21 protein-coding genes are annotated in these 25,774 nt (G+C 37.6%); 8 read left to right on the forward strand and 13 right to left on the reverse strand.

What is annotated here, in order from left to right; genetic code table 11:
- From ACO05K_RS09820 to ACO05K_RS09830, 3 genes are all read left to right on the forward strand, one after another.
- Positions 1–339, forward strand: coding sequence for a hypothetical protein (locus ACO05K_RS09820; RefSeq protein WP_421944266.1), 339 nt, complete (start codon positions 1–3; stop codon positions 337–339).
- A gap of 153 nt (positions 340–492) precedes the next feature.
- On the forward strand, positions 493–831 hold the full coding sequence (locus tag ACO05K_RS09825) for a DUF4385 family protein (protein WP_421946291.1): 339 nt from the start codon (positions 493–495) through the stop codon (positions 829–831).
- Positions 818–976 (forward strand): DUF2256 domain-containing protein, encoded by a 159-nt coding sequence (locus ACO05K_RS09830; protein WP_421944267.1) that lies wholly within the window; start codon positions 818–820, stop codon positions 974–976. The genes ACO05K_RS09825 and ACO05K_RS09830 overlap by 14 nt, the downstream gene beginning before the upstream one ends.
- Before the next feature lie 102 nt (positions 977–1,078).
- Here the strand turns inward: ACO05K_RS09830 and ACO05K_RS09835 are convergent, their stop codons facing one another.
- The gene (locus tag ACO05K_RS09835; protein WP_421944268.1) at positions 1,079–2,809 is read right to left on the reverse strand and encodes a RagB/SusD family nutrient uptake outer membrane protein; all 1,731 of its coding nucleotides are present in this window, start codon (positions 2,807–2,809) and stop codon (positions 1,079–1,081) included.
- Between the two features lie 11 nt (positions 2,810–2,820).
- Complete coding sequence (locus tag ACO05K_RS09840; RefSeq protein WP_421944269.1) at positions 2,821–5,811, reverse strand: SusC/RagA family TonB-linked outer membrane protein; 2,991 nt, start codon at positions 5,809–5,811, stop codon at positions 2,821–2,823.
- Positions 5,812–6,422: 611 nt separating this feature from the next.
- On the opposite strand from ACO05K_RS09840, the gene ACO05K_RS09845 reads away from it, so the two are divergent.
- The gene (locus ACO05K_RS09845) at positions 6,423–8,033 is read left to right on the forward strand and encodes a DUF6377 domain-containing protein (RefSeq protein WP_421944270.1); all 1,611 of its coding nucleotides are present in this window, start codon (positions 6,423–6,425) and stop codon (positions 8,031–8,033) included.
- A 164-nt stretch (positions 8,034–8,197) separates the two neighbouring features.
- On the opposite strand, the gene ACO05K_RS09850 is transcribed toward ACO05K_RS09845, so the two are convergent.
- From ACO05K_RS09850 to ACO05K_RS09875, 6 genes are all read right to left on the reverse strand, one after another.
- On the reverse strand, positions 8,198–9,775 hold the full coding sequence (locus ACO05K_RS09850) for an IS1182 family transposase (RefSeq protein ID WP_421944271.1): 1,578 nt from the start codon (positions 9,773–9,775) through the stop codon (positions 8,198–8,200).
- Positions 9,776–9,907: 132 nt separating this feature from the next.
- Positions 9,908–10,771 carry an SDR family oxidoreductase gene (locus ACO05K_RS09855; protein WP_421944272.1) on the reverse strand — a complete coding sequence of 288 codons (864 nt, stop codon included), beginning with the start codon at positions 10,769–10,771 and terminating at the stop codon, positions 9,908–9,910.
- Between the two features lie 78 nt (positions 10,772–10,849).
- Positions 10,850–11,419, reverse strand: coding sequence for a Crp/Fnr family transcriptional regulator (locus ACO05K_RS09860; RefSeq protein WP_421944273.1), 570 nt, complete (start codon positions 11,417–11,419; stop codon positions 10,850–10,852).
- A gap of 223 nt (positions 11,420–11,642) precedes the next feature.
- A complete protein-coding gene (locus ACO05K_RS09865; protein ID WP_421944274.1) occupies positions 11,643–12,491 on the reverse strand; it encodes an NAD(P)-dependent oxidoreductase in 849 nt (282 codons plus the stop codon).
- A 160-nt stretch (positions 12,492–12,651) separates the two neighbouring features.
- Positions 12,652–13,071 (reverse strand): LytR/AlgR family response regulator transcription factor, encoded by a 420-nt coding sequence (locus tag ACO05K_RS09870; protein WP_421944275.1) that lies wholly within the window; start codon positions 13,069–13,071, stop codon positions 12,652–12,654.
- A gap of 137 nt (positions 13,072–13,208) precedes the next feature.
- Positions 13,209–13,832, reverse strand: coding sequence for a class I SAM-dependent methyltransferase (locus ACO05K_RS09875; protein WP_421944276.1), 624 nt, complete (start codon positions 13,830–13,832; stop codon positions 13,209–13,211).
- Between the two features lie 271 nt (positions 13,833–14,103).
- Here ACO05K_RS09875 and ACO05K_RS09880 point away from each other — a divergent pair, with 271 nt between their 5' ends.
- From ACO05K_RS09880 to ACO05K_RS09895, 4 genes are all read left to right on the forward strand, one after another.
- Positions 14,104–16,485, forward strand: coding sequence for an outer membrane beta-barrel protein (locus ACO05K_RS09880; RefSeq protein ID WP_421944277.1), 2,382 nt, complete (start codon positions 14,104–14,106; stop codon positions 16,483–16,485).
- 650 nt (positions 16,486–17,135) lie between these two features.
- On the forward strand, positions 17,136–17,855 hold the full coding sequence (locus ACO05K_RS09885; RefSeq protein ID WP_421944278.1) for a 3-keto-disaccharide hydrolase: 720 nt from the start codon (positions 17,136–17,138) through the stop codon (positions 17,853–17,855).
- A gap of 108 nt (positions 17,856–17,963) precedes the next feature.
- Positions 17,964–18,737 (forward strand): SDR family NAD(P)-dependent oxidoreductase, encoded by a 774-nt coding sequence (locus ACO05K_RS09890; protein ID WP_421944279.1) that lies wholly within the window; start codon positions 17,964–17,966, stop codon positions 18,735–18,737.
- A 58-nt stretch (positions 18,738–18,795) separates the two neighbouring features.
- Complete coding sequence (locus ACO05K_RS09895) at positions 18,796–19,716, forward strand: helix-turn-helix domain-containing protein (protein WP_421944280.1); 921 nt, start codon at positions 18,796–18,798, stop codon at positions 19,714–19,716.
- Between the two features lie 27 nt (positions 19,717–19,743).
- On the opposite strand, the gene ACO05K_RS09900 is transcribed toward ACO05K_RS09895, so the two are convergent.
- From ACO05K_RS09900 to ACO05K_RS09920, 5 genes are all read right to left on the reverse strand, one after another.
- Positions 19,744–20,637, reverse strand: a complete 894-nt coding sequence (locus ACO05K_RS09900; RefSeq protein WP_421944281.1) for a glycoside hydrolase family protein — start codon at positions 20,635–20,637, stop codon at positions 19,744–19,746.
- Between the two features lie 351 nt (positions 20,638–20,988).
- Entirely contained in the window at positions 20,989–21,168 is a 180-nt protein-coding gene (locus tag ACO05K_RS09905; protein WP_421944282.1) for a hypothetical protein, read from the reverse strand.
- A 156-nt stretch (positions 21,169–21,324) separates the two neighbouring features.
- A complete protein-coding gene (locus ACO05K_RS09910; protein WP_421944283.1) occupies positions 21,325–22,716 on the reverse strand; it encodes a DASH family cryptochrome in 1,392 nt (463 codons plus the stop codon).
- 1,629 nt (positions 22,717–24,345) lie between these two features.
- Complete coding sequence (locus ACO05K_RS09915; RefSeq protein ID WP_421944284.1) at positions 24,346–25,047, reverse strand: type 1 glutamine amidotransferase domain-containing protein; 702 nt, start codon at positions 25,045–25,047, stop codon at positions 24,346–24,348.
- 117 nt (positions 25,048–25,164) lie between these two features.
- Positions 25,165–25,737, reverse strand: coding sequence for a Crp/Fnr family transcriptional regulator (locus tag ACO05K_RS09920; protein WP_421944285.1), 573 nt, complete (start codon positions 25,735–25,737; stop codon positions 25,165–25,167).
- Positions 25,738–25,774 lie beyond the last annotated feature (37 nt).

Genomic DNA, 25,774 nt, shown 5'->3' on the forward strand with positions numbered 1-25,774 from the left:
ATGACAGCAGATAAAAAGCAACAGGCAATTCAGTTATTGAAACAAGGACTAGAAACTGTTCAAGAGCGAGCTTACACAGAGATTGCCGAAATACCTACAGAGGAACAGGAAGATTTTGAGGTGAAGTACAGCTTTGTACATGATGGTATTGAAGGGATTTTTACAGTTATCGGAAAATCCGGTATAGCTGCAGAAAAAGAAGTTCCATTGAAGGTAACGTTATTGAGCGAATTCCCTGAAGATTCCCTGCTTTATGATTCAGCAACAGCAAAGGAGCAAGTTGACAATGACTTGTTAGGTGCTGAAGCGTACCTGAACAGCCACATCAATCAAGGGTAAAAAAGGTGGTTTATGGACAAACCCTCTTATTTAAATTTTGACCATTCCAAATATGCGTGGAAACCGGAGATAGATTACAGAATGCAACCCGAAGCTTACCAAGTTGGCAAAGGTGAGTAGGGCGTTTTAATTTGCGAGCCTTACAAAAGCGAGATTGGACAATACTGGCGGTTTAAAACACCCGAAATTGCTAAACTTAGCAGTGATAAAATCTATGAACTATTTCTCGCCTATCTAAAAACCGGAGATTTTGTGGGTGCTGATATGAGCAGAAAATACCTCCAGATGGGTTATACCCGGGCAAGGAGATACACAAATTATAAAGGTGGTAAGAAATATGATGCGGATAAGAATCACCAACAACTCGAACGCGGAACGGGAGATGCCCAAAAAGCCATATCTGCATCTATTTTTTATGATAAATGGAAGCTTGCAGAGGCTGATGAAAAGTATTCCAGATTAAAAAAACAATGGAAAAATGAACGGGGTTAAAAAGCAGCATCTCCCAGAGAAAAACTGTATAGTTTGTGGGCGCAGTTTTAGCTGGCGTAAGAAATGGGAGAAAAACTGGGATGACGTTAAATACTGCTCAGAAAAATGTAAGAAGGAAAGTTTAACGCAAAAGACGCATATTTAAGAAAATGTCATAATAAAAAAATGCCCCCTTTTTACAGGGGACACCTAACTAATCCAAATTTAACCTCTTTCTCTATGCTATTGAGAAAGAGGTTATTATTAATTAATATCCTGGATTTTGTTTTAACTTCGGATTTGCACTCAGAATATCTCTACCTATCGGGAAAATTTCAGTGTGTTTATCTGCATCAGGTTTTTTATCCCACCATGTACCTTTGGTAAACACATCCCAGCGAATCAAATCTGTTCTGCGGCGATTTTCTCCAATAAACTCCCTACCCCATTCATCCAACATTTCCTGATCAGTGAGTTGCGCTCCACCTGCGGCATAAAGGCTAGAAGAGCCTGAAGGATAATTACGTTGACGTACTCTGTTTAGCAGAGTGGCTGCAGTGGCTTTATCGCCTGCACGATATCGGCATTCTGCAAGCGTGTAGTAAACCTCAGTAAGTCTGATTTCTGCATAGGCTGAAGTAATCCGGTTCGGATCTGGAGTTGGATACATCGGATACTTCACCATAAAAACACCAGAGTTATGGTCGGCATGATTCATATTAGACTCTTTATCAGCAATCTTGATTCCAGGTTTAGTGCCTAAGAAATAACCAACCTGGTCACGGATAAATAGTGCATATGGTCCTTTATTACCTCTTACAGTATCGGTTTTTATTACACCGTTTACATTAGTTGTATATGGAAGATAACCGTATAGAAACATACCTTCACGTTTACTATCGCCTAAGTTCTTATATTTTTTCAGACGAAGGTCATCCGGATATTTTTGAAATTTCACAAATGGCTTCCCAAGGGTATGGGTATATTCTACACTATCAACATCCCGGCCTGGCTGAAGCGCGAATCGAGGGTTTGATTTTCCGAAATCGGTAAAACCACAATAAAGAGTTGCCGCATCATAAGTCATTCCCCAGAAAAACATTCCGCTATCGTACTGCCAGTGCGTTCTGGCTAACGTACCCGGAAAGCCATATATAACTTCTGAATTTAGGGTTTTGTTAGTGTAATCGAATGGCGCATCCCAGCGTGAGTCAAGTGTGTAAGCACCGTACTTTCCATCAATGATATCACGGCATACCGCTTCACATTCTGTAAATTTATCCGTTCCGATATATACCTTGGCATTTAGGTATAAACGGGCAAGCAATGTTGCCGCAGCAGCCTTTGTCCATCTTCCTATACCATTTGCCCCAAGTTGTTCACGCAAAGGAAGTGCAGGGATAGCGGCTTTCAATTCAGATTCGATATAGTTAAATGTTTCCTGCGGAGTTGCCTGGGCGCTCCCCTGGGTTGTGTTTTTAACATCGGTCACAATTTCAATATTACGGTAAAAGTCGAAAGCACGTAGATAAAACCATGCCCTTAATGTTCTGAGCTCGGCCTTAAAATCATTTAGTTCATCTGTTGTAACGCTAAGTTTCGCCGGGTCAGTAATTCCCTCCATATCCTGAAGTGAGTTAGTAGACAGTACAATACCCTGGTAAAAATTTCTCCATGCGCCATTCGTGAAACCATCCTGAGGAGTCCAGGTATGGTAATGCATCCGTTGGTAATACCCACCGTCTTGCCAGTCTCCCTGGCGGTTATAAGTACCCATTTCATCGCTACTATCTTCGCCAACGGCATAAACATCATTTCCTTGAATGCTCCAGTATGCATGTTCAAAAGGTCGTAAAAAATCACGTATAACGTCATCCCTTCGGGTAAGAAAATTTGCCGCATCAACCTGGTCATAAACCTCTTCGTCGAGCTTTGTGCATCCGGCAATGGCAATAAGTAAACAAAATGATAGACCGATATTTCTAATATATTTTTTCATTTTTTCAAATTTTAAAAGGTTGCCTGTAATCCGAAAATTAGCTGAAGTGTAGATGGGTAGTAATTCAGCGACGTATTTACACCCGGTGTTAACCCGTTTACCTGAACCAATTCAGGATCACCGCCTGTGTACTTTGTAAAGGTGTGCAGGTTTCTTCCCGCAGCATACAATCTAACTGACTTAACATATTTGATGTTAAGTGGCTGTTTGTAGCCCAGAGACACATTGTCGATTTTTACGAAAGAACCATTTTCAAGGAAGTAATCTGAGGCGATTGAAGTGGTTGCCGTACTTTTTAGCAGTGAATACTTACTACCTGTATCGTAGGCAGATTTTAAAACATTCGCATCGCTTTGGCTTGAAGGCGTTCCGATGTAAAAGGCCGTGGTATTAAATATTTTGTATCCAAATGTTCCACGAAGGAAAATCCCTAAATCAAATCGTTTATACCTGAAGGTATTACCCATTGAAGCAATAAATTTAGGCAAACCGTTTCCAACAAATTGTTTGTCGTCATTATTAGCCTGATTGGCCTGAACAATGGAACCGTCCTTCTTGTAAACTAATAGTGCCCCGGCATCATTAACGCCTGCTGAACGAAGCGTATAAAACTGTCCTATGCTTTGACCTTCCTGGATACGCTGAATATTTCCAGGTGAACCAGGTGCCGGCAATCCTGCTACGTCCTGAAAAGTTCCGCCTTTATAGATTTCATTTGAAAATGAAATAAATTTATTTCGGTTGTAGGCAAAAGCAAGATTTATATCGTAACTAAAATCACCTCCCTTTACTGCTTCGGCGCTCAATGATAATTCGATACCGTAATTTTTCATTGTACCCACATTGGTAAAGGTTGTAGATTGTGTATTTGGTGGTACCGGAACTGTGTAAGAACCAAGTAAATCCTTGTTGGTTCTAATGTAATAGTCAAGAGAGCCACTGATGCGGTTATTCAATACTGAAAAATCTAAACCAACATTGAAATTCAAAGATTTCTCCCAGCTCAAATCAGGGTTAACATTTGATGAGGGACCATAAACCTGGTAATACTGTCCATTGAATGGAAAATAACCAGCGCCACCATACAAAAGCAGCGAAAGATAATTGCCGAAATCCTGATTACCAGTAATTCCATAATCTGCACGGATTTTTAATTCATTTACCCATGGAAGTGCGCCTTTAACAAAGGCCTCTTCAGATAATCTCCAGGCAGCAGATACAGCCGGAAAATTTCCCCATTTATTATTTGCGCCGAATTTTGATGAACCTTCTCTTCTCAAACTCGCTGTTAGGATATACTTGTTGTCAAAATCATAGTTCATTCTTCCAAAAAACGAAATCAGCGTAGAACCATTCTGCGTAGAAGCTACTGCAGACTGACCCTGCCCCGCTGCGCCACCGTTGTACAAACCAGAACCAAGATTATTCCATAAATAAGTATCAAATGGAAAATCATAATTCTGAGCATAAACTCTCTTATAATTGTACAATGAGTAAGAGTATCCGCCTAAAACTTTCAGGTGATTTCTTCCAAAATCTTCCGAGTAGTTTCCTGTCCATTCAATGTTTTTCTGATCATTCTCCTGTTGTTCCTGAGAGGCGAAATTGGTTTGGGTTATTTTATTTGCCTGTACAACAGATGAAAGTGTTGATGGGCTGAAGTACATATTCTTTGCCGAGCGGCTGATTTCTGAAATGGTTACCATTGTGCTCAGATTCGACAGGATATTCATTTTAAGGGAACCATTAATATCCAGTTGCTTTATCTCTGCACCCGATTTAATCACATTCGCATTCTCAACCGGATTGTTGGAAAAAAATCCGGTATTGATATAATTGTATTTTCCAGCTGGATTGAAGATTGCATAAGTTGGATTTAACGTTAATGCGTTATTAAAGTTGCCTTGGTCTGAATTGCTTGTTGTCATATACCTTGGAGCGGCAGTCAGTGTTGCAACAAACATATTATTGTCGGTAGCATGATTGATGTTAAGTCTTGCACCATATTCCCTTTTATGTGCACGTAAGTCTATACCATCCGCATCGCGGTAGTCGCCTGATGCGAAATAGTTTGTTTTGGCTGAGCCACCTGAAAATTGAACGGTATGTTTTTGGGCAAAGGCCGGAGAATTTGTCACTTCTTTTAACCAGTCGGTTTTTGATTTATAATCCTGGCCTTGTTTATTGGCTACGCGGTTGGCAATAAATTCATCTGCGCTTAAATTTTCCAAACGATTGGTCAGGTAATCGAAGCTTGCATAACCGTCATAAAACATACGGCTTTGTGATGTTCCTTTTTTGGTTGTAATGATGATAACCCCATTGCTACCTCGTGTTCCGTAAATTGCAGATGCTGCTCCACCCTTTAATACGTCGATACTTTCAATATCATTCTGGTTGATGTTATCTATATTACCTCCTGGAACACCATTAACAACATACAGTGGACCAAGGCCTGCACTGCGGGAGGAAACTCCACGAAGCTGTATACTTGGGCTCGAATTGGGATCGGCAGCAGAGGTATTCGTGATGTTTAATCCCGGAACCTTCCCTTGTAAAGACATCAAAGGGTTATTTGCAGCTACGGTAAGTAAATCTTCTGAAGAAATGTGAGTAATCGCACTGGAAACTTCTCGTTTATCCAGCGTGCCATATCCAACACTTACGACCACTACATCATCAAGATTGTTGGAAGAAGAACTCAAAGTAACATTTATTACATTGGAACTTCCAATTGTTACTGTTTTCGTGGTATAACCAATAAAAGAAAAGCTGATGCTTTTTGAATCTGCTGGTATGGTCAAGGTATATTTACCCTCAGCATTAGAGGATGTTGTAGAAGATTTAGTATTGTTGAAAACAGTTACCCCTGAGAGTGGGCTTGCATCTGCCAAATCAGTTATAGTGCCACTAATTACCCTGGTTTGGGCATTTGCCGGGATGGCTTGGACAAAGATTAATAGCGTGATAATGCCTAGTAATTGTATAAAATTCCTATACATATGTTAAAATCTAAATAGTTTGGTTAGTTGATTGGTTAGTTTGGGGGCTTGCCGTAGAGGTTGATGTTATGGTCTACGTCAGCTATCCTTTTACACGTATTTAAACACGTATTAAACTGGAAGAATCTGTTCAGGGAGATTTGTTCTGGCTCATAGATAAAGGTTTAGTCCGCACTTAGTAAACAGGTAAAAGGATTTACTAATCTTCCTCACAGGTTCAGCTTGTCGGACGATTTATACTTGGTTAAAATTTGCTGTAACTATGCAAAATGATTCTTGCACAATTTTTATCTAAATTATAACCACTGCAGCCGTAAAATATATGATTGGTAAGCAATCAATATAAAATATAATAAAAAATGTGATTTTATAAACTTAAAAAACTTACATTCAGCCAATTACAAAAAGGTGTAGTCTAAAAAATATAAACCTATTTTGATGTTTTGAGCCCTTATTGATTTTTATTTTCTTAAAATTTGCTATTCTTTGGGCTCGGAAACACCTCTTGGCTTTTAAATAAACCTAAATATTTGAGATGGCAGCTTCGAGAGCGAAGATTAATCACTGATATAGTAATAAAAAATATATTTTTGATTCGTAAATCGCCCGGCATGAAATTCTTTTTGCTTATTCTTTTGTATATTTTATTATTCACAGGCACTTTATCAGCGCAGCGTGACAGCCTTCTGAATGTTCTAAAAGTCGAAATTTCAAATAAAGAAAAATATGAGAAACCAAAACTCCTGAAAATACAACAGATGAAGGCAAATCTTGCGTCAAAAAACGGGAGCAATTTCGAAAGTCTCCTGAAACTCTTTGAAGAATATGAATACTACCAGTTTGATTCTGCATACAGATACGGTGTAAAATTACTTGAAGTAAGCTCTGCAATTCAGGACAAAGAAAAGATTAGTATAAGCAAGGTTAAAATTTCATCCTTGCTGCTTCACGCGGGCATGTTTAAAGAAACATTTGATTTACTTAAAGAGATTAATCCTTCATTATTAAATAAAAACTACCGTTACGATTATTATTGCCTGAAATCTGGTGCCTATTCCAACCTGGCCATTTACAATGGCAATTCAAATTTTACAGAAACTTACAATCGTCAGGCTATCAAATACCTGGATTCGGCGCTTACCTTATGTAGTCCAAATTCCTTTGAAGAGTTATTTACTAAAGGAAACAGGCAGGTAGTAGCCGGAGAACACAATCAAAGGCCGGTATATTTCTTGAAATTATTAAAAAATTATACTTTAACAGAACACCAGCGTGCCAGAGTACTTACAGGACTTGCTGCATTCTATCAGGACGAAAGTCAAAATGATATTAGAGTCAGTCTTTTAGTTGAGTCTGCAATTTTTGACCTCAGATCTTCGGTTCGGGAAACCCTGGCTACACTGCTCCTGGCAGAAGACCTATTCAGTCACGGACATTTAGAGGATGCGTACACTTTTATTCAGCATTCGAGGGAAGATGCTGAATTTTACGGAAATAAGCTCAGAAAGTTGAAAATTGAGTCCGTTTATCCTGAAATTGCATCTCAGATTAACATCGTAGCTCAAAAGGAAAAAAATCGCCTGATGATTTATTTTCTCTCCATCTCTTCTCTTACCATTTTGATTTTACTGGTTTCATTCATAATTTTTATTCAGCTAAAAAAAGTAAGAGCCAAAGAGCGTATTATTGAGCAAAAAAACATTGAACTTGAATCCTTTAATACCCAACTTGTTCACATTAATGATAAGTTACGTGAATATGCTACAGTAAATGAAAAATATATCGGTTACTTCTTTGAGATGGTGTCAGGCTACATTTTAAAGCTTGACCGTCTGAAAAGAAGCGTTGAGCGGAAAGTCCTCGCAAAAAGATATAGCGAGGTGCTCCCAACATTGAACGCAATTGACATTAAAACAGAAAGAGCGCTCCTATTCAACACATTTGATAGGGTTTTTATTAGTATTTTCCCAAATTTTGTACAGGCTTTTAATGAACTGCTTAAGCAGGAAGACCAGATTTGGCCAAAAGCACCAGAAGTATTAAATATAGATTTGAGAATATTTGCATTGATTCGTTTGGGAATTAATGATGTTAAGGCTATTGCAACAATATTGGAATATTCAGAAAACACAATATACGTTTATAAAATGCGTATAAAGGCTAAATCGATAGTTTCCAGTGAAGAATTCGACAAATCAATTATGTCTGTAAAAGCTGTGTAGATGTTTTTAAACGTTTCGAGGAAAGCAAAATAAAAAGAGGGTGTATCATTTTTAAAAAAGATGATTACCCTCTTTTTTTTATGTTCTTGGTGGTGGTCATACGCTGACCGTTAGAAGTGGGATTTAAGTTAACTACCTGAGTTTAAAAAATGAAAACAGCCTTTTTAGGCTGCTTTTTTCCTTAAGTTCTGTGCAATTGCCAATAAACCCCATTCTATTTCTACTTTTTCCTTTCCACGAAGCATGAAGCGGCGGAACCGATGGTTCTGTTTGATATTCGCGAAGACCGGTTCGACATCGTAACACCGTTTCTTACGGTGCCTTATCCCTTCCTCGCTGTTAAGCATCTCAAATGCTTTTTGTTTAAGCGTTTTTAGTCCTGTGTTTACCTCGATAATTCTGTTTCCTGCTGACTTGTGGCAGGCTCCATTAATTGGGCAGCGCATGCAGTTTTTTGCCTCGTATTTTCTCAGGGTCTGTTCAAAACCACTTGCTGTAATCCTTTTGGCATCCCCTTTATACTCCATCGGCTGTCCCATCGGGCAGATATAAGCATCCTGCTGTTCATTGTAATAAAGGTTGCTTACCGAAAATGGTCGTTTGCTATCGTAATTTTTATCCTGTTCCTTATCGAACATGTTATATTTTACATAAGCTTTTATTTCTTTTCTCTCAAGTAGTTCATAGTTTTCCTGAGAACCATAGCCTGCATCAGCGGTAAGGACTTCGGGTGCTTTCCCAAAGCTTTTCTCATGTTGTTCAATATGTGTTTTTAAGGTAAGGGTGTCAGTTGGATTTGGGTGAATGGTATAGTTTACAATAAACTGGTTTGAGGTGGATATCTGGACATTATAGGCAGGCTTTAACTGGCCGTTAAGCATGTGGTCTTCCTTTAAGCGCATAAAGGTGGCATCCGTATCGGTTTTGCTGTAGCTGTTGCGCTCACCCAGGATGGCTTCCTGTTCCTCGTATTTATGAATAGCAACAGGGTAGTTTTTGGTAACGTAGTTTACTTTTCCCCTAATCTTTTTATCTATGTTATCTTTACCACCAAGCACTTCATTGATTTTCTCTACAGCTTTTTTTACGCTTTCGCTGCTAACTGTTTTTGCTGTAGGCGGCTCAGGGAGGATGTCTTCAACGGTTGCAACACTCTGCGCATAGTCCCAGATTTCAGCAAGCTGTTTTTGCATCTTTGATTTATTGGTCTGAATGGCTTTCTTCCAGACAAAAGTGTATTTATTGGCACTCGCTTCAATCTTGGTGCCATCGGTATAAACCTCTTCTATGCTAAGAAGGCCTTCATCGGCAAGGTATTTTACGACTTCCTCGAATACCGCTCTCAAGGCGTGTTTAAGCCTGACACCACGAAAACGGTTTATGGTATTGTGATCAGGTTTGCTCATCGAACTCAGCCACATGAAAGGTACACGTTCCCTGCAGGCTTCAGCGAGTTTGCGGCTGGAATAGGTATTGGTAACATAACCGTAAACCAGTACTTTAAGTAATAATATGGGATGATAGTTGGAGGCGCCCCGGATATGATAAGACTCCAGGAGCGGCTCAACATTGATTGCATCGATGACCTTGTTTACTATCCGAACCGTATGGCCTTCGGGTATCAGCTCATCAAAGGTTGGCGGAAAAGCCATGAGCTGGTTTTGGTCATAGGGTTTAAAACAGGTTTTTTGCCTGACATATTTAGCTTTCTTTTGTTGCTTAAATATATGAAAATCAGACATTTAAATCAAATAAAAGACCAAAAAAAACTAAAAATTTGATAATCAATGGAAAAAGAAAACAAAAGAAAAGAGCCTGATCATGTTATTTATGATACAGGCTCTCTCTTTAATAACCAGAATATACTATTAATATTAATTTAACAATTCTCCCATACCAAAGGTAGTTAGCCCTTTTCCAAAATGCTCAGCAACTGCCTTATTTGCAGCTTCGATAAATTCACCTGTTATCGGATCAACAACAGTTCTTAATGGTCTGGTTCCATTTTCTGCTTCAATCAATCTAACAATCGCATCTGCTACATCCTGAGGATTTGGATTGTGAGCTTGAATTAGTGCACCAAGTGCATTAATCATTTTATTAGGTAAATCAGCAATTGCATCATAGCCCTCAAATACAGATTGGTCTGATGCATAATTAGTTTTTTGATTCATCTCTGTAGGAAATGCACCTGGTTCAAGAATAGCAACATCAATACCCAGTCTTTTAAGTTCGTAATGAAGTCCCTCGCTTATGCCCTCCAATCCAAACTTTGAGCCGGAGTATACAGTTGCAAAAGGAAAAGATACTCTACCAAAGCCACTGGTTATATTAATGATAAGGCCTTCAGATTGTTTACGCATTGCAGGTAAAACTTGCTTAATAAACCTCCAGGGTGCAAAAACATTTATGTCAAATATGCTCTGCACATCTGCAGTTGTGAAACTTTCTGCTACACCGTTTAGCGAAAAACCAGCATTATTAACTAAAACATCCACAGTGCCCTCTTTAGCGATAACGCTATCCACAGCCTGCTTAACGCTATCATCATCTGTTAGGTTAACGTCTAAAACAGTTACATTTTCCAACGCTGATAAGGCATTGGCTTTTTCAGCATTCCTACCTTTGGTATCTCTCATGGTAGCATATACTTTATGCCCCAGCGCAGCAACACTTTGAACTGTAAGCCACCCAAAACCACTATTTGTTCCTGTAATTAAAATTACTTTTTTGCTCATCTTTTTATGTTTTAAATGAATGGAACAAATGTTGAAATTAAAGCGGCCAATGCATTTACCATTTGGTAAAAAGTGATTTTAGCGGATATTTTTTCTTATTCTGCTTAGAGATTGTTGAGTTATCCCAAGATATGATGCTACTTGTGAAAGCGGAACACGATTGATAAGACCAGGGAAATGTTCACTAAATGAAAGATAACGGGTAGTAGCATCTTCTGATACTAGTGGGCTGCGTCTTTCGAGAGTTTTTAACAGACAATTTTTTATTATCAAATGCTCAATATCTTTCCAGCCGACAATTGTATTGCCAATTTCATCCCAGTCTCTTTTGGAGAAAACTATGAGTTTACATTGGCTAACCGCCTGGATATATTCTGAAGTAACAATTTGTGCATCAAACTTTTGCTGGTCTGAAACAAAGTTATTTTCCTCCACAAAAGAATGAGTAATTTCTTCTCCTTTATTGTTATAATAACAGAAACGAACTACACCCTCAATATTAAAACCAACATACCTTGGAATTTTTCCCGCTTCAGAAAAATACTCTTCCTTTTTAAGCTCGAGAATTCTTGCCTTACTCTTAATAAATTCCGTTTGTTGTAAGTTTAAATTCCCGAATTGCAGTATGTAATTGATTAATGGATCCATAAGTCAAATTTCGAGTTTATCGCAGTCATTCGGTTTACCATATGGTAAAAATTACCTGAGATTAACGAAATAATCCAAAGGAATCTTCTCTAGCTATAATAAAGATAAATTCAGAAAAAATCGATGTCTGAATTTTGGGCTATCAACAAATGATTGGTTTGAACTGTAATTAATATACGAAGCTTAAGCAACCTCTACCACAAAATATTGTTTTAACTATTGCTTAAAGATTATCTTTTGCGATTACCGTCCAGTCATCGTTCCCATGCCCCTTTGCTATCCAATTATCCATTTGCGCTATTACAGCTGGTAAAACTGTAAGTGCAACATTCTCTTCTTTGGCAGCATCCATCATTAACCCGGCATCTTTTCGGGCCATGTCAAGTTCCCAGGATGGGTTATCGAAATTTCCGGTTCTGATTTTATCAAATCTGGCAGGCACTCCAGCGCCTGGATTCCAGGAACTAAACAGAGCGGCCACATCATCAGAATTAATTTTAAGTCCTTTTGCAAGTGCAAGCACATCAGATAGTCCGGCAGTTAGCGAAATAAGAAACAGATTTCCCACAAGTTTAATCCCCGCTGCTTTACCATTTTCAGTACCAAGATTGATGAGCTTTCCTGTCATCTTCTCTAACTCCGGCGAAATCCTGGCAATCAAATCCTGGTCGCCTGAAACCAGCATATTCCCTGTCGCCTCCAGTGCATTTGGAGGTCCCATAAACACAGGAGCATGCAAATAATCAACACCGCAATCTTTCCAGCGCTTTATTCTTTCGATAGCACCAACTGCCGATGTAGTGGTATGATCAATAATGATTAGCCCTGAAGAAAAACCTGCACTAGCTGATTCCAGCACTTCGTCTACAGTTGAATCATCTTTTAAGGTAAGGTGAACAATATCGGCACCAGTTACTGCCTGCACAGCTTCATCAAATGCTGTTGCTCCATAAGCTTCCAAAGCTTTTGCTTTTGATGAGGTCCTGTTCCAAACTTGTACACTTTCACCCCGGCCACACATAGCCTTCACAAAATTTGCCCCCAAAAGACCTGTTCCCAAAAATGCTTTCATATTTATTTATTATTTAGTTTTTAAAGATAATCAATACACGTAAGACAACCTTCACAATCGCCAAAAACATAAATAAAGAGCCATTTGTTTGGAATGAGGAATTGTTTAGAAGTTGGTTTTTTTAATCGGCTTTTTATAAGATTTGCTTACTCTACCGATGTTATCGTTCATCTACCAAATTCTGCTGATTTTCAAACACCTGCTTAGCACTCTTATCTAATAGGTAGAGAATAGCTCTTTTGAGGGTTTTCAAATCCACGGGCTTAACCAAATAGGCATCGCCATACTCAAATGCTTCGAGTGCAAATTCACTATAACCGGTTACAAATACAATAAATTTGGCCTTATTCTTAAGCATTCTGGCTACATCAATTCCAGAGACCTCCATGCCAATATCTAGAAATAAAAAATCGACAGTTTCGTAACTGTTAAAAGCATGTGTTGCATCAATAGGATTGGTAAATTGACTGATCAGCCTCATTTGAGGCAACTGCATTAATTGTTGTGTCAGCAATTCAACACTTGCAAGATCATCATCCAAGATAACGTAGCTATAGCTAGAATGGTTGATTTTTTCCATGGTTCTGGGGTTTAGGCAGGAGCAAAATAAACAATCCCATTGCTTTTGTGGCAGTCACTAAGCAAAATGAATAAAATGGTTTATTCCAAATTAGACAGAAAGGCTAATGATAAAAATCTTTTAACATCTGCTACGCACTAATCATCATTTTTCTTCAAACACCAGGTAGTCATGCAGCGCAGATTCTGAACGTTAGTTGTCTTAATTGGTTCGTGAAGTTCTCCACCAAGCTTTTTGGTCAGCCTTAGCAGCATTTCCTGATTGACTAGAAACCGTTCTGACCCATCTGGCAAAATGTATCGCCCATTACCGATAAAGCTTATGGAAGTTTCAATTCCGATATCGGATGCCAGCCGACAAAAAACATAACCACCTGGTTTTAATACCCGCCAAATTTCAAAAAACATCGACTCAAAGTGCGATAGATTTTGAGCAAAATGTAATACTGCACTACTGATAATCAAATCAAATTTTTCATCCGGAAATGGCATATTTTCAACTGTCGCAACCACAAAGTTTTCCGGCTGACTAGATTCTGAACTCCTTGCGGCAAGCTCCTGTACATGAGTAATTGCTTCAGGGCTTTTATCCACCCCAAAAACCTGGCAACCATTTTCCAAAAAGTAATGCAGGTTTCGGCCAGTTCCACAGCCAGCATCTAGAACTGTATTACAGTTGGCGTAAGTTCCTTTTAGGATTTGGTCAAACAAATAGATGTCGATGTTTCCGAAAATCTCTGACGGTGTCAATATAGGTTTCATTTATTTTTCAAAGATAGTAAAGGGTTAAAAGATCCTTTTCAGCTGAAATAATCATCAATAAAGGAAATCCTAATAAACAAAAACTTCTACACATACTTAAAACAAATCTTTATTTAGCCTTAAGATTCTGATAGCATCGTGCAACATCTATATCCTTTTCTTGTCAATTAAAAAAGCTTCAGGTACTTAGAACAACAGCAAACAATCACTTATACCATTCTGAAAATTACAACATTTCAAATACCATCAACTAACCTCTCAAAAGATTTCAATGAAAACACTCGTACTTTCTTTTCTCCTTCTTTTCATTAACATAACTCTCCGTGCTCAGGATAATAAAATAAGTGGAACCGTAGTAAACCTTGCATCAAACCCTATTTCAAATGCAACTGTAAGCATTTTCAAGGCCGGGCAAGACCAACCTTACATTAAAAGCTTAACCAAAGAAAACGGGACTTTTAACATTACCATCAAAGCCAATGAAATCTTACAGGTTAGCCACCTCGGCTACATTAGCTTTCGACTGATTTGGAAAGGAGAACCGTTGCCTTTGATTATACTCAAACCCGATGAACTTAATCTGGCAGAAGTAATGATTAAGCATGAGAAGCCTTTAGTAGAACTCCAGTTTGATAGAACTGTTGTTAATGTTGAAGGTGATATTAAGGCAGGGATTAACGCTGTAGATGTATTGCGTAAAATTCCGGGTGTAACCATATTAAACGGAAACGAAATCAGATTTGAAGGAAAAGGCATCACCGTAAATATTGATGATAAGCCAACTAGATTAACTGGAACAGATTTGATCAATTTGCTAAATGCAACAACTACACGAAATATTTCAAAGGTAGAACTACTTTATAATCCGTCTTCAAAGCACGATGCCCAGGGTGAAGGAGGAATTTTGAATTTCAAAACCCTCAAACGTACAAACCCTGGTTTAGATGGTAATCTTAGTCTTACTGCTGGTCATGGATGGAAGTATCTTACAGGAAACAACGGCGCATTATCGCTAAATTATCGAAGCCGAAATAACTATCTATACCTTAATTATGGTTTAAGTAAAGGAAAACAATACCAGGAAATTCAAACGAGTACACGCATAGCCGAAATTGGGCAATCCTTACTCGATTCAGCTATTTACACCAGTCCATATACAAATCAGAACATACGCTTGGGTTATGATCATTACTTCAGCAAAAGCAATATTTTTGGAGTTCTGCTTACAGGCTATTACAATTTAACAGATCCATCTCGCCAAACCAGTACCGATATATTTTCGGGTTTATCGGCTCTTAGAGATTCCACAAGAAAATCAGTGAATAACAGTCAGCGAATAAGCAACGGATTTAACATCAACCTAAACTATAAATTCGTTATCGATTCGGCAAAGCAACAGGAAATCACAATGGATGCCGATGGCGGACTATTTCATTATAGAGATAACAATACATTGATGATTAACTTGCTAAACCTTCAAGGAACAACTATTTCGACCCCATATAGTTTGCTCCAAAATGGTAATACGCTCACCAGAATATTAAGCTATAAAGCTGATTTTACTCAAAAAATCAACAAAAATACTTTTGAAACCGGAATTAAGGTTAGCAATGTAAACATTAGCAACACTTTTATATCTCAAAGAAAAAATGAAGACGCTAATCTTCTTGATAATGGAAGTAATGATTTTAATTATAATGAAACCATAGCCGCAGCTTATATCAATATGAAATTTGAAATTGGTAAATTAACGTTTCAGCCAGGGCTAAGGGCTGAACAAACTTTTACCGATAGTTATTCGCCAACAGCAGATAGTACAATTAAACGTAATTATTTAAGTTTATTCCCAAATTTTGCGATGGGCTATAAAACCAAAAGCCATTCATTATCGTTTTCTTATTCCAAAAGAATTGGCAGACCAAACTATAGCTACCTCAATCCATTTAGCATTGTAAGAAGTGCCTATTCCATTTTACAAGGAAATCCATATCTATTGCCTTCTTACATAGATAATTTAAGACTTGGATATACTTACAAAGGAAAGTATTCTCTGTCGCTTAGCTACCGGAAAGCAAAAGACGTAATAACAGACCTTAGCCGTGTTGACGACCAAAGCAAAGTAACAATTGATACAAAGGCCAACCTATCAGAAAATCAAAATTATTCAATAAATACAGGGTACTACGATAAATTTTTCAAAAGCTGGGATTTTGGTGTTTCATTTGGCTTATCAAATAGCAGGTTCAATTTCCTATACCAAAACCAAGCAATTGTTATTGAACAGCAATCCTTTACTTATTCAATAGATAACAGGGTTACGCTCAAAAAAAACTGGTGGATTAGCGCCTTTCTATACGGACAAACCAGAGTAACTTATGGCAACCAGATAAATCTGCCATATTCTTTCCTGAATCTCGGAGCAGGAAAAAACATATTGAAAGGAAAAGGTAATTTGAGTTTATCGCTTAATGACATCTTCTACGGAAGTATTACCCGAAGCGAAACCCGATATGGTAATGTGGATTATAATGTATACAGTAAATATGATAGCCGAAACATCAGGGTAAATTTTACTTATAATTTTGGTAAAGGCCAGGTTAAGATTAGAAAAAGATCGGCAGGTTCAGTTGAAGAACAAGGACGAAGCAATTAGTAGAACATTTGGTTCTATTTTATAGATAAACACTGCAAACTTAAGTTTTAGAAAGATAGGATTAACTTTATCCTCCAAAGGAAAAATGGTTATCAATTAAAAAAGTGCAGGCATAAACATGCCTGCACATACAATTTTCCCCGGATAATTAATCAATAACCAGGATAGGGTTTCTCACGCCCTAAATTATAGACGCAGAGTTATCATAATTGTTGCACCAAAAACTGAGAAAATATATTCAACGCCAGATACAAACTTTGTTTAAGAAATACACCATACCATTCTCAAAAGAGATTTGAGCCATTAATACAAATAAATTGAGCCATTTACCTTGAGCTGGGTTTTGAGCGCTTATCACACTTTTCTCACGCATTTAAGAAAAAGTTTGGGATTTCGCTGCGGCGTTAACCCATCCCAAAATGCATTTTGGAGGATGATTTAATACTTTCTATCTCAAAGAGATTTCATTTCTGATAAAGTAATTAGACATTAATAATACACAATTGATTGTTGCATATATTTATATTTAGGCTTGTTATTTTTTGCGATAGCAAACAACATTAAGACTATACATTACGGTCATTTTAACCAAATAATTTACAATTATACCATCAGAAACCCCTGAATATTTCTACAATAAATAAGTAATTATGAAACCTAAATCATTTCTTACCACTGTACTTTTCTATTTGGCAGCTTTTAGCACTGCTTATTCTCAAACTACTATTAATAATAAATTAACTGAAAAAGAAATTCAAGAGGGCTTCAAGCCACTCTTTGATGGCAAAACACTTAAGGGATGGCACCTCTATAATCAGGGAAACATCCCATCTGTATGGAAAGCTCAAAATGGCGAACTTAGATGCATCCCAGGCACCAATGCGGCACATGGTGATTTGGTTACAGATGCAAAATTTAAAAATTATGAGTTGCGTTTTGAATGGAAAATATCTAAAGAAGGTAATAGTGGTGTATTTATTAACGTATTAGAACGTAAAGACATTCCAACTGCATGGGCATCAGGACCTGAATATCAACTTTTGGACAAAACACACTACGATTATGAAAAGGAAATGAAGCGTTCAGGATGTCTTTATGGATTTTCTAAACAACTAAATAATGCCGAAACTTTTCCTGCAGGGAGCTGGAATCATTCTATTATCCGCCAGCAGAATGGCAAAATTCAGTTTTTCTTAAATGGCGTTCAAACGGCGGAACAGGATTTCAATACTGCTGCATGGAAAGAAGCTATTGCCTCAACAAGCTTTAAAAACTTCCCAGAGTTTGGAAAATTTACCAGTGGTCAAATCGCCCTGCAAGACTGGAATAAAGGTGTGTCTTTTAAAAACATCCGGATAAAAGAATTATAGTGCTTAAAAACTAATATCCTCGATTCGGCTACAAAATTTCGGGATTTGACTACAAACATCTGGTTGTTCTTGCAGAATTTTGTTTCATAAAATTTCAATAAAAAAATTATGGAAACAAATTCAAATAAAGTTGCATTGGTAACAGGCGCAAATACAGGTGTAGGTTTCCAGATTGCGAAAGCACTTGCCGAGGGTGGATACACGGTTTACATCGGTGCAAGGAATCTGGAAAAAGGAAAGGCTGCTGCTGATAAAATTGGTGGTAATAGCAAAACCATTCAGCTAGACATTACCGATAGTTCTTCAATAAGTTCAGCAGTTCAGCATATAGAATCGGAAGCAGGATACTTAAGCTTGCTTGTAAATAATGCTGCCATTTCAAATGCAGGACAGCCCGGTCGTACTATGGAAGAAGTTCTAGGAGCGCAGCGTGCGAGTGTTGCCCCAATTGATGAAATGAAAACTGTTTGGGAAACTAATGTATTTGGAACCCTTGCTGTAACACAAGCATTTTTGGGTCTTTTAAGAAAAGCTCCTGCGGCCAGAATTGTAACGGTATCAAGTGCATTAGGTTCGCTTACAATGAATTCCAATCCGGACAACCCTTACCGTTCGGCATTTGATGCAGTTTATGGTGCATCTAAAACAGCGCTTAATGGTGTTTTTCTTTCGCTGGCTAACGAATTGGAGGGTAGCAGCATTAAAGTGAATATGGTAAGCCCCGGATTTACAGCAACGGCACTTAACAACTTTCAGGGAACTGATACTGTTGAGGAAGGCTCCGCTGAACCGATTAGAGTAGCCCTATCAGAAAACCTGCCTAATGGAATATTTACCGGACCGGCAGATTATTCCGGAGCAGATCAAATCGTTCCTTGGTAACATTGCTAAACAAAAACCTGCGTCTGAAAACAGATGCAGGTTTTATTATCTTTATAAGATGAAAAAAAAGGACGATAAACTGGTACGTTTTATATCAATATCAGAAAGCCATAAAGCTTTTGGGCTTCCAAAACCCCAACATCCTTTAATAAGCCTGGTTCATTTTAATGAGGAAAACCCTTTCAATACCAGTATGGCACCAATATATGATGTGCTTAGTTTTTACAAGATTACTTTCATTACCCACAATAACGGAAGACTGAAGTATGGAAGAGACTATTATGATTATAGTGCAGGAAGTATGCTTTTTCTGGCGCCCAATCAACTGGTAGGAAGTACAGATTATAATAGCAAAACCTATTGCTACATTCTGCTTATTCATCCGGATTTTTTATTGGGTCATCCACTGGCAAATAAGATTAAGCAATATGGTCATTTTGCCTACTCAGCTAATGAAGCATTGCACCTGTCAGACCTTGAAAAAGATAGTGTACTTTCAATCTACAAATTCATGGAACAGGAACTAAGTAGCCGGGTTGATGAATTTACTCAGCAGGTGATGATCGCTCAGATAGATTTGCTTTTGAGTTATGTTAACCGTTTTTATAAGCGGCAGTTCATTACCCGAAAAGTTGTAAATAATGATATTCTGCAAAAGACAGAGGCTATTTTAGATGAATATTTTAACAACCAACATACGCTGCATAAGGGAATTCCATCGGTGCAGTTCCTTTCCGAACAGTTAAATCTTTCACCAGGATATCTAAGCGATATGCTTCGTTCACTAATTGGTCAAAATGCACAGCAGTACATTCATGAAAAACTGATTAGTAAAGCAAAAGAGCGCCTCACCATGACCAAGCTAACAGTAGCCGAAATTGCTTATGAATTGGGCTTTGAGCATTCGCAAAGCTTCAGCAAATTATTTAAAAGCAAAACCAGTATTTCTCCGATGGAATTCCGGGCAAGCTTTAATTAATTATGTTGGATTGTGGTATCACAAATCCTAAGGTTTGCCAATAGTCTGATTAGGCTGATAATCTGCGTACCATTTACCTAGTTCGGTCAAACTTCCATTTGCATTAACTAAAGAAGAAGACCATAATCTACTACTGGTTGGTGACCCCGAGAACCAGCTGTAACGCTGCACAAAACTTAAATTCTCTAGTTTAGGTAGCAAACGTTGCATAAAACCCTGTACTATTACCGGGGTGTATGGGTTCTCTGCCATCGTTTTTGCATCATTGGCAACTGTAGCAAATTCTGTTATCCATATTGGTTTGTGGTACTTATTATATAAATCCTGCAGTACCTGCACAAAGTGATTATCATCGGTACCAACATACATATGAACGGCTATAAAATCCACACGTCGGTTTTGGGCAATAGCCTGATCCATAAATTCGTACAGCCACCGGCTTGTTGGCCACGAAGTTGCCGGGCTTCCAAGCGGCAAGCCAATTGCTTCTAGTTTAGGCCAAAGTGCTAAAGCTTCCTGAACGGTCATATTGGCCTGGTCGCTCAAATCCGGCTCGTTAAAGCCCAATATAAACTTAGCCTTACCTTGCGCTTTTAAATCTTTCAGATAGTTAATGTTTGCATCAGTTACAGTTCCCTTTCCCCAAAACATAGGTACAAATTCTGTGTTCTGCGGTTTTTGCTCGAAGGGTAAAGTTGCTCCCCATGTATATAACCAATGGCTTTTTAAATTGAATGCATTATTGTACCAGATTCCGTTAGTATTTTGAGTATTGAATGCTACACCTTTCTTTCCAACATTTCCTGATTCAGGCTTGACAGTTGGGTTTTGTTCAGCAGAAGGTTCAGTAACACCTGATTTAGAACAAGAGAAAAGAAACAAAATACAAGATAGGGTGAAAACTGAAATGAATTTCGACATTGGCATTATGTTTCCATGGATAACGGGCAATTTATCTATTTATGCTAATTTATTCAAATTAATTGAATATAACCTTGTCTATCAAAAGACCTGTAGGTAGTTTAGCAAAAGAGAATAGTCTTAAGGTTGTATTTTATTTAAAACACGGTACCTGCAAAACTGACGCTTTTTAAACTTCAGCTTTTAACTGCCGACATTTTAAAACCTAAATCAAAGCGACAAAACTGGTAACAATAGAACCTAAAATCTTAATTAAATCTGACTTTTTTAGTAGAAATGTCAGACATTTCTAACATTAAATTATTTAATCAAATACAGTCGTATTTTGGTTGGATTTTTGAACTGCTGAGTTTATAATCTACCTGAAATGAAAAAAATCATCCCATACTTATTTGCCGCAGCAATTTCTACCATAGCGCTTTTATCTTCTTTTTCATTAGCCGAGCCTGAGCTTGGCATCTCAACAACTATTTTAGTATGGATTGGATGTTTATGGCTAGTATCAGGAAAAAATGATAACCAGGCCTGCATGTTCTGCTGATAGTGCACCACGCATTTCGAATTAAACTTGTCAAAGATTTGTTGACAGGATCTTATTAATAATATACTATAAAGAGCTTTTACAAATTGCCTTTGAATTCCGAAAACTGCTTATTTTATCCTAAAGTTATATTTCGGATTTAATTGTTAAACATCCTTTCTTTTTATCAGACCAATCGCCCTGTTCCATTTCTGGTAAACCTCAATTGCTTTAGGATATTTTTTAAGGTTAAATTCCCACGGAATAAGTACTTCCGTATTTCCAAGATCCGAAAGTTCGGGAATCCATTTTCGGATAAAATTTTGCGCTTTATATTTGTTAGATTGATGAATCGGATTAGTATACCAGATTTCAAATGCCTGCATATGCCAATTCATCCAGTTAGAACTCACATCGTAATCGATCAACTTAGATTCGAAATAAGAAGCACCCCAAGTCCAATCAATTTTTAAGTCGTGAACCAGATAGCTAGCACAATTAACCCTGCCGCGATTGCTCATGTATCCAGTTTGGTTCAGTTGACGCATGTGCGCATCAACAAATGGGATTCCGGTTGTACCCTGACACCATCTTTTAAATTTTTCAGGGTTGTTTTCCCAGTCAGGTTTTTTATTTTTATATCCTTCACTACGAAAAATCGAGTTGCCAAAGCGCATGGCTTTAAAAGTGAAATAGTCTCTCCAAACCAATTCGAAGACCAGCCACCAGGTACTTTGATTTTTCTTGATTTTGGCTTCATAATCTTTAACCCTTTCATATATTACACGGGCAGAAATACAGCCCAATGCAAGGTAAGGAGAGAATTTAGAACTATAATCTAATCCATCAGATTGATTTCTGCTCCATCTATACCCTGTTAAAAGTTCTGATTTAAAGGTATAATATTCCAGCCTGTCCAAAGCATCAGTTTCACCGCCTTTAACTAAAGGATCACAGCTTTCATACTCCTTTTTGGTAAAACCAAAATTACCATAAGAGGGGTTTTTGGATGATTTGGCACCTAAAGCTGATTTTAATTTAATAGGTTTATTAAAGATTTCCCGAGGTTCGGCCTCACGTCCGGCTGGAATTCTGTAAGCCTTACTGGTGAGTGGAATTTTAGAAATCTTAAATGGTATATCATCTTTGTGGTAAAGTGTTTTGCCCCAAAAGAAATGAAATTTTGCATCAGCAGATGCATCAATCACTTTATTTACCAGACTTATTTCATAGCTGGCGTATTCTTCTTCCACGTAAACATCCGTAATTCTGTATTTCTTAATTAAGGTTGGTATGGTTTCCATGGCAGAAATTACTCCAATAATCAAATGCCCACCAATTTTTTCAAGGCTTTTCTTCAAATCAAGAAGAGACTGCTGTAAAAATCTAAAACGGACGGCATCAATATTTGGGAATCCAAGTTCAAGTTGTTTATACCATTCCTTTTCATAACAGTAACAAAAAATTAAATCATCACATTCTTCATGTGCCTTAGATAATGCCTCATTATCCAACAGTCTCAAATCATTCTTAAACCACACCAATCCCCGTTTTTTCATCTAAAGCTTTTTAAGGTAATGATAAAATGTTTCTGGAATTGATTACACATATAAAAACTGGAGGCTGTTTTACCAAACTATTTAAAAACATTTTAAACGCTAATAAGTTCGTTTGACTTCAATTATTTTTTCTATGAACCTACCAATATTTACCCAACCCAACAAACAGCATCAACTAGTGCCGCATCATCTCCTTTGCCAGAGATATGAACATGAGAAGCAATGGACATTATTTTCGAATTATCTGAAGTTCAAATGTTAGCATCAATTCATAATTTCTAAAAAAATGCCATTATCAAACCTTTTTTTAAGACAAATGTTTATTCTAAAAACGCATTTATTTGGAAAAATTCACGTCCTTTGGTTTAAGTGTTCCAACGGCGCACTTAAATCTCTTTAAAAACCCAGGTCTCCAGACCGAAATAAAACTGCAAATAGCCTAGTTTTTTTTCCAAGAGACTATAACGGATAATTTTGTATAAATCTAAATGGGTAACAAGCTTTTCCTTTCGATGATGCGACAAAATACTTTGGGCACAGTTGTATGGATATTAATACGCCTTATTGAATAAATACAATTAAAAAACAAGATTTGCAATTAAAATTACAATACCATTTCGAACTGTGGTTTTAAACAATTGAGAAACAGTATTCCTCAAATAACTACAGAAGAATTGTTTATAGTTTAAAACAAAAAAGCCTTAGATTTCTCTAAGGCTTTAATCCGTACCGACCAGCGGGAGTATTTTCAATACCTAAAGGCCTTTTTAATGCTTATTGAGCCGATAGTTGATGATTTGAAAGTTAAAGGATTTATAAAATAACACAAAACTCAGTCAAAATAATTTCATTAAAAAACTACCTTTACCTGGAAACTTTGAACCGAAAAACTTGACATTTTGAGAAACAATATCAAGAGCTCAATCCGAGAAAAGAGTAATCGAAGATTGAATACAGGTATTTCTAACAAATGAACAATTTTATTTTAGTACTTTTCTTCTGGATTAGACATTCCAGCAAAAGTGACAAGCTTTCCCTGAATAAACTGGTCTTTTTCAGCCACCGGCTGAAAATTCTTACTCCGCCGCTCCAACAAAACACGACCTGAAAAACTCAAATAAGCACATCCAAGATGAAATCGCATTCCTGGAAAACCATCAGATCAATAAGCCTTTTTTCAGGACAAATAAAGCAGCTTATTTGCAAAAACCAGAACTATTCTAATTTAGTCACAGAACAAAGTTGAAATTCAATCAGAAACCAGCCCCATATCAGAACGGATGGATGCAGCGTTTAAGGATAAAAGATGAGCTGCCGACCTCTTAGCTGTTGAGTGGGGCAGAGACACTAGTGGGAAAACCCTGTCAGGAAATCTTTGACCAGTTTGGACCGAAATGGATGGTAAACTTTGATCGGAATATGCAGGCAAAGACATATCTAATTCTAAGAGGTTGGTCTGATATGACTTTCCATCATCATGACAGCACAACCTCTTTTGAAGTAAATTCTCACTACAGGCTTAGCAGAATAAACAATATGTTTGCTCACGATTACTTCACAGAGCCAATGTCTTGCTTACGTTAATCGCTGGTAAGGCTGAATCTAATTTCAACAATGTAACGTTACAATTTAATTTTTTGTTTTAAGCAGTTCAATTAGTTTGTGGGCAGTCTCGGATGAGGAGCCTGGGTTTTGCCCGGTTATTAAATTGCCTTCCTGTAAAACGTAACTTTGCCAATCTCCTGCTTTGCTATATATTCCTCCCATTTTTTTTAGCTCATCTTCCACTAGAAAAGGTACGATATCTGTCAAACCTACCGCATCCTCTTCCGTGTTGGCAAATCCAGTAACCCTTTTCCCATTAACCAAAGGTGATCCATCTTCATTTTTCACCTCTTTGAACACTCCAGGTGCGTGACAAACTGCTGCTACGGGTTTGCCATTTCTGTAAAATTTCTCTATCAGTGAAATAGAGTTTTTATCATTTGCCAAATCCCATAAAGGTCCGTGACCTCCGGGATAAAAGATGGCATCATAATCCTTTTCATCGATTTCACTTAATTTTTTAGTGTTGGATAACTTTTCCTGTAGCGTTTCATCTGCATCAAAACGTTTTGTTTGCGCGGTCTGAAAATCCGGAAGCTGGCTTTTTGGATCGAGCGGTGGTCGACCTCCAAGTGGTGAAGAAAGTGTGACCTCGATACCATTATCTATGAGCGCATAATATGGTGCGGCGAGTTCTTCAGACCAGAAACCAGTTTTCAATCCTGTATCACCAAGCTGATCATGTGAAGTAAGTACAAATAGTACTTTAAGATTTTGTGTTTTCATGTGACAATAATTATTTTTATCTCAATTGATGATTCAAAATTGTGATAAAAATTATCGGCAAATGGGTGAGGTAGATCACATTTTTTGGCCAGCAGTTTTTTTGACCTATATCACAATTTAAGTTTGGTACAGTCTGCTTAAGGTTTCTCTAGATACGCCTAAGTAGGAAGCGATAAGACGCTTAGGCACCATATTATATAAATCAGGATGCTGTTTGATTAACTCCTCATACCTGCTTCTGGCATCGTTATTTAATAACGATAGTATTCTTTTTTGCAAACCGATATATCCCTTATTAGCGCGCAGGCGGAGAAAAGTTTCAACTTCGTGAATTTCTCGGCATGCTCTTTCTCTATCCTCGCTGCTGATGTAAAGAGTAGTGGCATCAGCTACACAGTCCACACTCACGCTTGCCCTAACATTATTATACAGAGCACTATAATCCGATGCCCACCAGGTTGCAGTGGCAAATTGTAAAATATGCATTTTCAGGTTGTCGTTTACATAAAAAGTTTTAAGACAACCATCTAGCACAAAATATTCCTTATCAACCATTTCGCCGAATGCCACGACGCTATCTTTCTTTTTAAAATGCTGAAGCTTGAACAAGGAAAAAAAGTACTCAAATTTATCGTCTGAAATGTCAACATTCTTGCTCATGTGAGATTTAAGTATTTCTCTGGCATTCATAAAATTAGATTTTAAAGCAAATATAAATTGTTAACAG

Source organism: Pedobacter sp. (assembly GCF_965227205.1).
Lineage (GTDB): Bacteria > Bacteroidota > Bacteroidia > Sphingobacteriales > Sphingobacteriaceae > Pedobacter.

Bases quoted from the DNA above. Each gene is read 5' to 3' on its own strand.
- ACO05K_RS09820 (WP_421944266.1), top strand. From the start codon at position 1: ATGACAGCAGATAAAAAGCAACAGGCAATTCAGTTATTGAAACAAGGA.
- ACO05K_RS09830 (WP_421944267.1), top strand. From the start codon at position 818: ATGAACGGGGTTAAAAAGCAGCATCTCCCAGAGAAAAACTGTATAGTT.
- ACO05K_RS09835 (WP_421944268.1), bottom strand. From the start codon at position 2,809: ATGAAAAAATATATTAGAAATATCGGTCTATCATTTTGTTTACTTATT.
- ACO05K_RS09840 (WP_421944269.1), bottom strand. From the start codon at position 5,811: ATGTATAGGAATTTTATACAATTACTAGGCATTATCACGCTATTAATC.
- ACO05K_RS09845 (WP_421944270.1), top strand. From the start codon at position 6,423: ATGAAATTCTTTTTGCTTATTCTTTTGTATATTTTATTATTCACAGGC.
- ACO05K_RS09850 (WP_421944271.1), bottom strand. From the start codon at position 9,775: ATGTCTGATTTTCATATATTTAAGCAACAAAAGAAAGCTAAATATGTC.
- ACO05K_RS09855 (WP_421944272.1), bottom strand. From the start codon at position 10,771: ATGAGCAAAAAAGTAATTTTAATTACAGGAACAAATAGTGGTTTTGGG.
- ACO05K_RS09860 (WP_421944273.1), bottom strand. From the start codon at position 11,419: ATGGATCCATTAATCAATTACATACTGCAATTCGGGAATTTAAACTTA.
- ACO05K_RS09865 (WP_421944274.1), bottom strand. From the start codon at position 12,491: ATGAAAGCATTTTTGGGAACAGGTCTTTTGGGGGCAAATTTTGTGAAG.
- ACO05K_RS09870 (WP_421944275.1), bottom strand. From the start codon at position 13,071: ATGGAAAAAATCAACCATTCTAGCTATAGCTACGTTATCTTGGATGAT.
- ACO05K_RS09875 (WP_421944276.1), bottom strand. From the start codon at position 13,832: ATGAAACCTATATTGACACCGTCAGAGATTTTCGGAAACATCGACATC.
- ACO05K_RS09880 (WP_421944277.1), top strand. From the start codon at position 14,104: ATGAAAACACTCGTACTTTCTTTTCTCCTTCTTTTCATTAACATAACT.
- ACO05K_RS09885 (WP_421944278.1), top strand. From the start codon at position 17,136: ATGAAACCTAAATCATTTCTTACCACTGTACTTTTCTATTTGGCAGCT.
- ACO05K_RS09890 (WP_421944279.1), top strand. From the start codon at position 17,964: ATGGAAACAAATTCAAATAAAGTTGCATTGGTAACAGGCGCAAATACA.
- ACO05K_RS09895 (WP_421944280.1), top strand. From the start codon at position 18,796: ATGAAAAAAAAGGACGATAAACTGGTACGTTTTATATCAATATCAGAA.
- ACO05K_RS09900 (WP_421944281.1), bottom strand. From the start codon at position 20,637: ATGTCGAAATTCATTTCAGTTTTCACCCTATCTTGTATTTTGTTTCTT.
- ACO05K_RS09905 (WP_421944282.1), bottom strand. From the start codon at position 21,168: ATGCAGGCCTGGTTATCATTTTTTCCTGATACTAGCCATAAACATCCA.
- ACO05K_RS09910 (WP_421944283.1), bottom strand. From the start codon at position 22,716: ATGAAAAAACGGGGATTGGTGTGGTTTAAGAATGATTTGAGACTGTTG.
- ACO05K_RS09915 (WP_421944284.1), bottom strand. From the start codon at position 25,047: ATGAAAACACAAAATCTTAAAGTACTATTTGTACTTACTTCACATGAT.
- ACO05K_RS09920 (WP_421944285.1), bottom strand. From the start codon at position 25,737: ATGAATGCCAGAGAAATACTTAAATCTCACATGAGCAAGAATGTTGAC.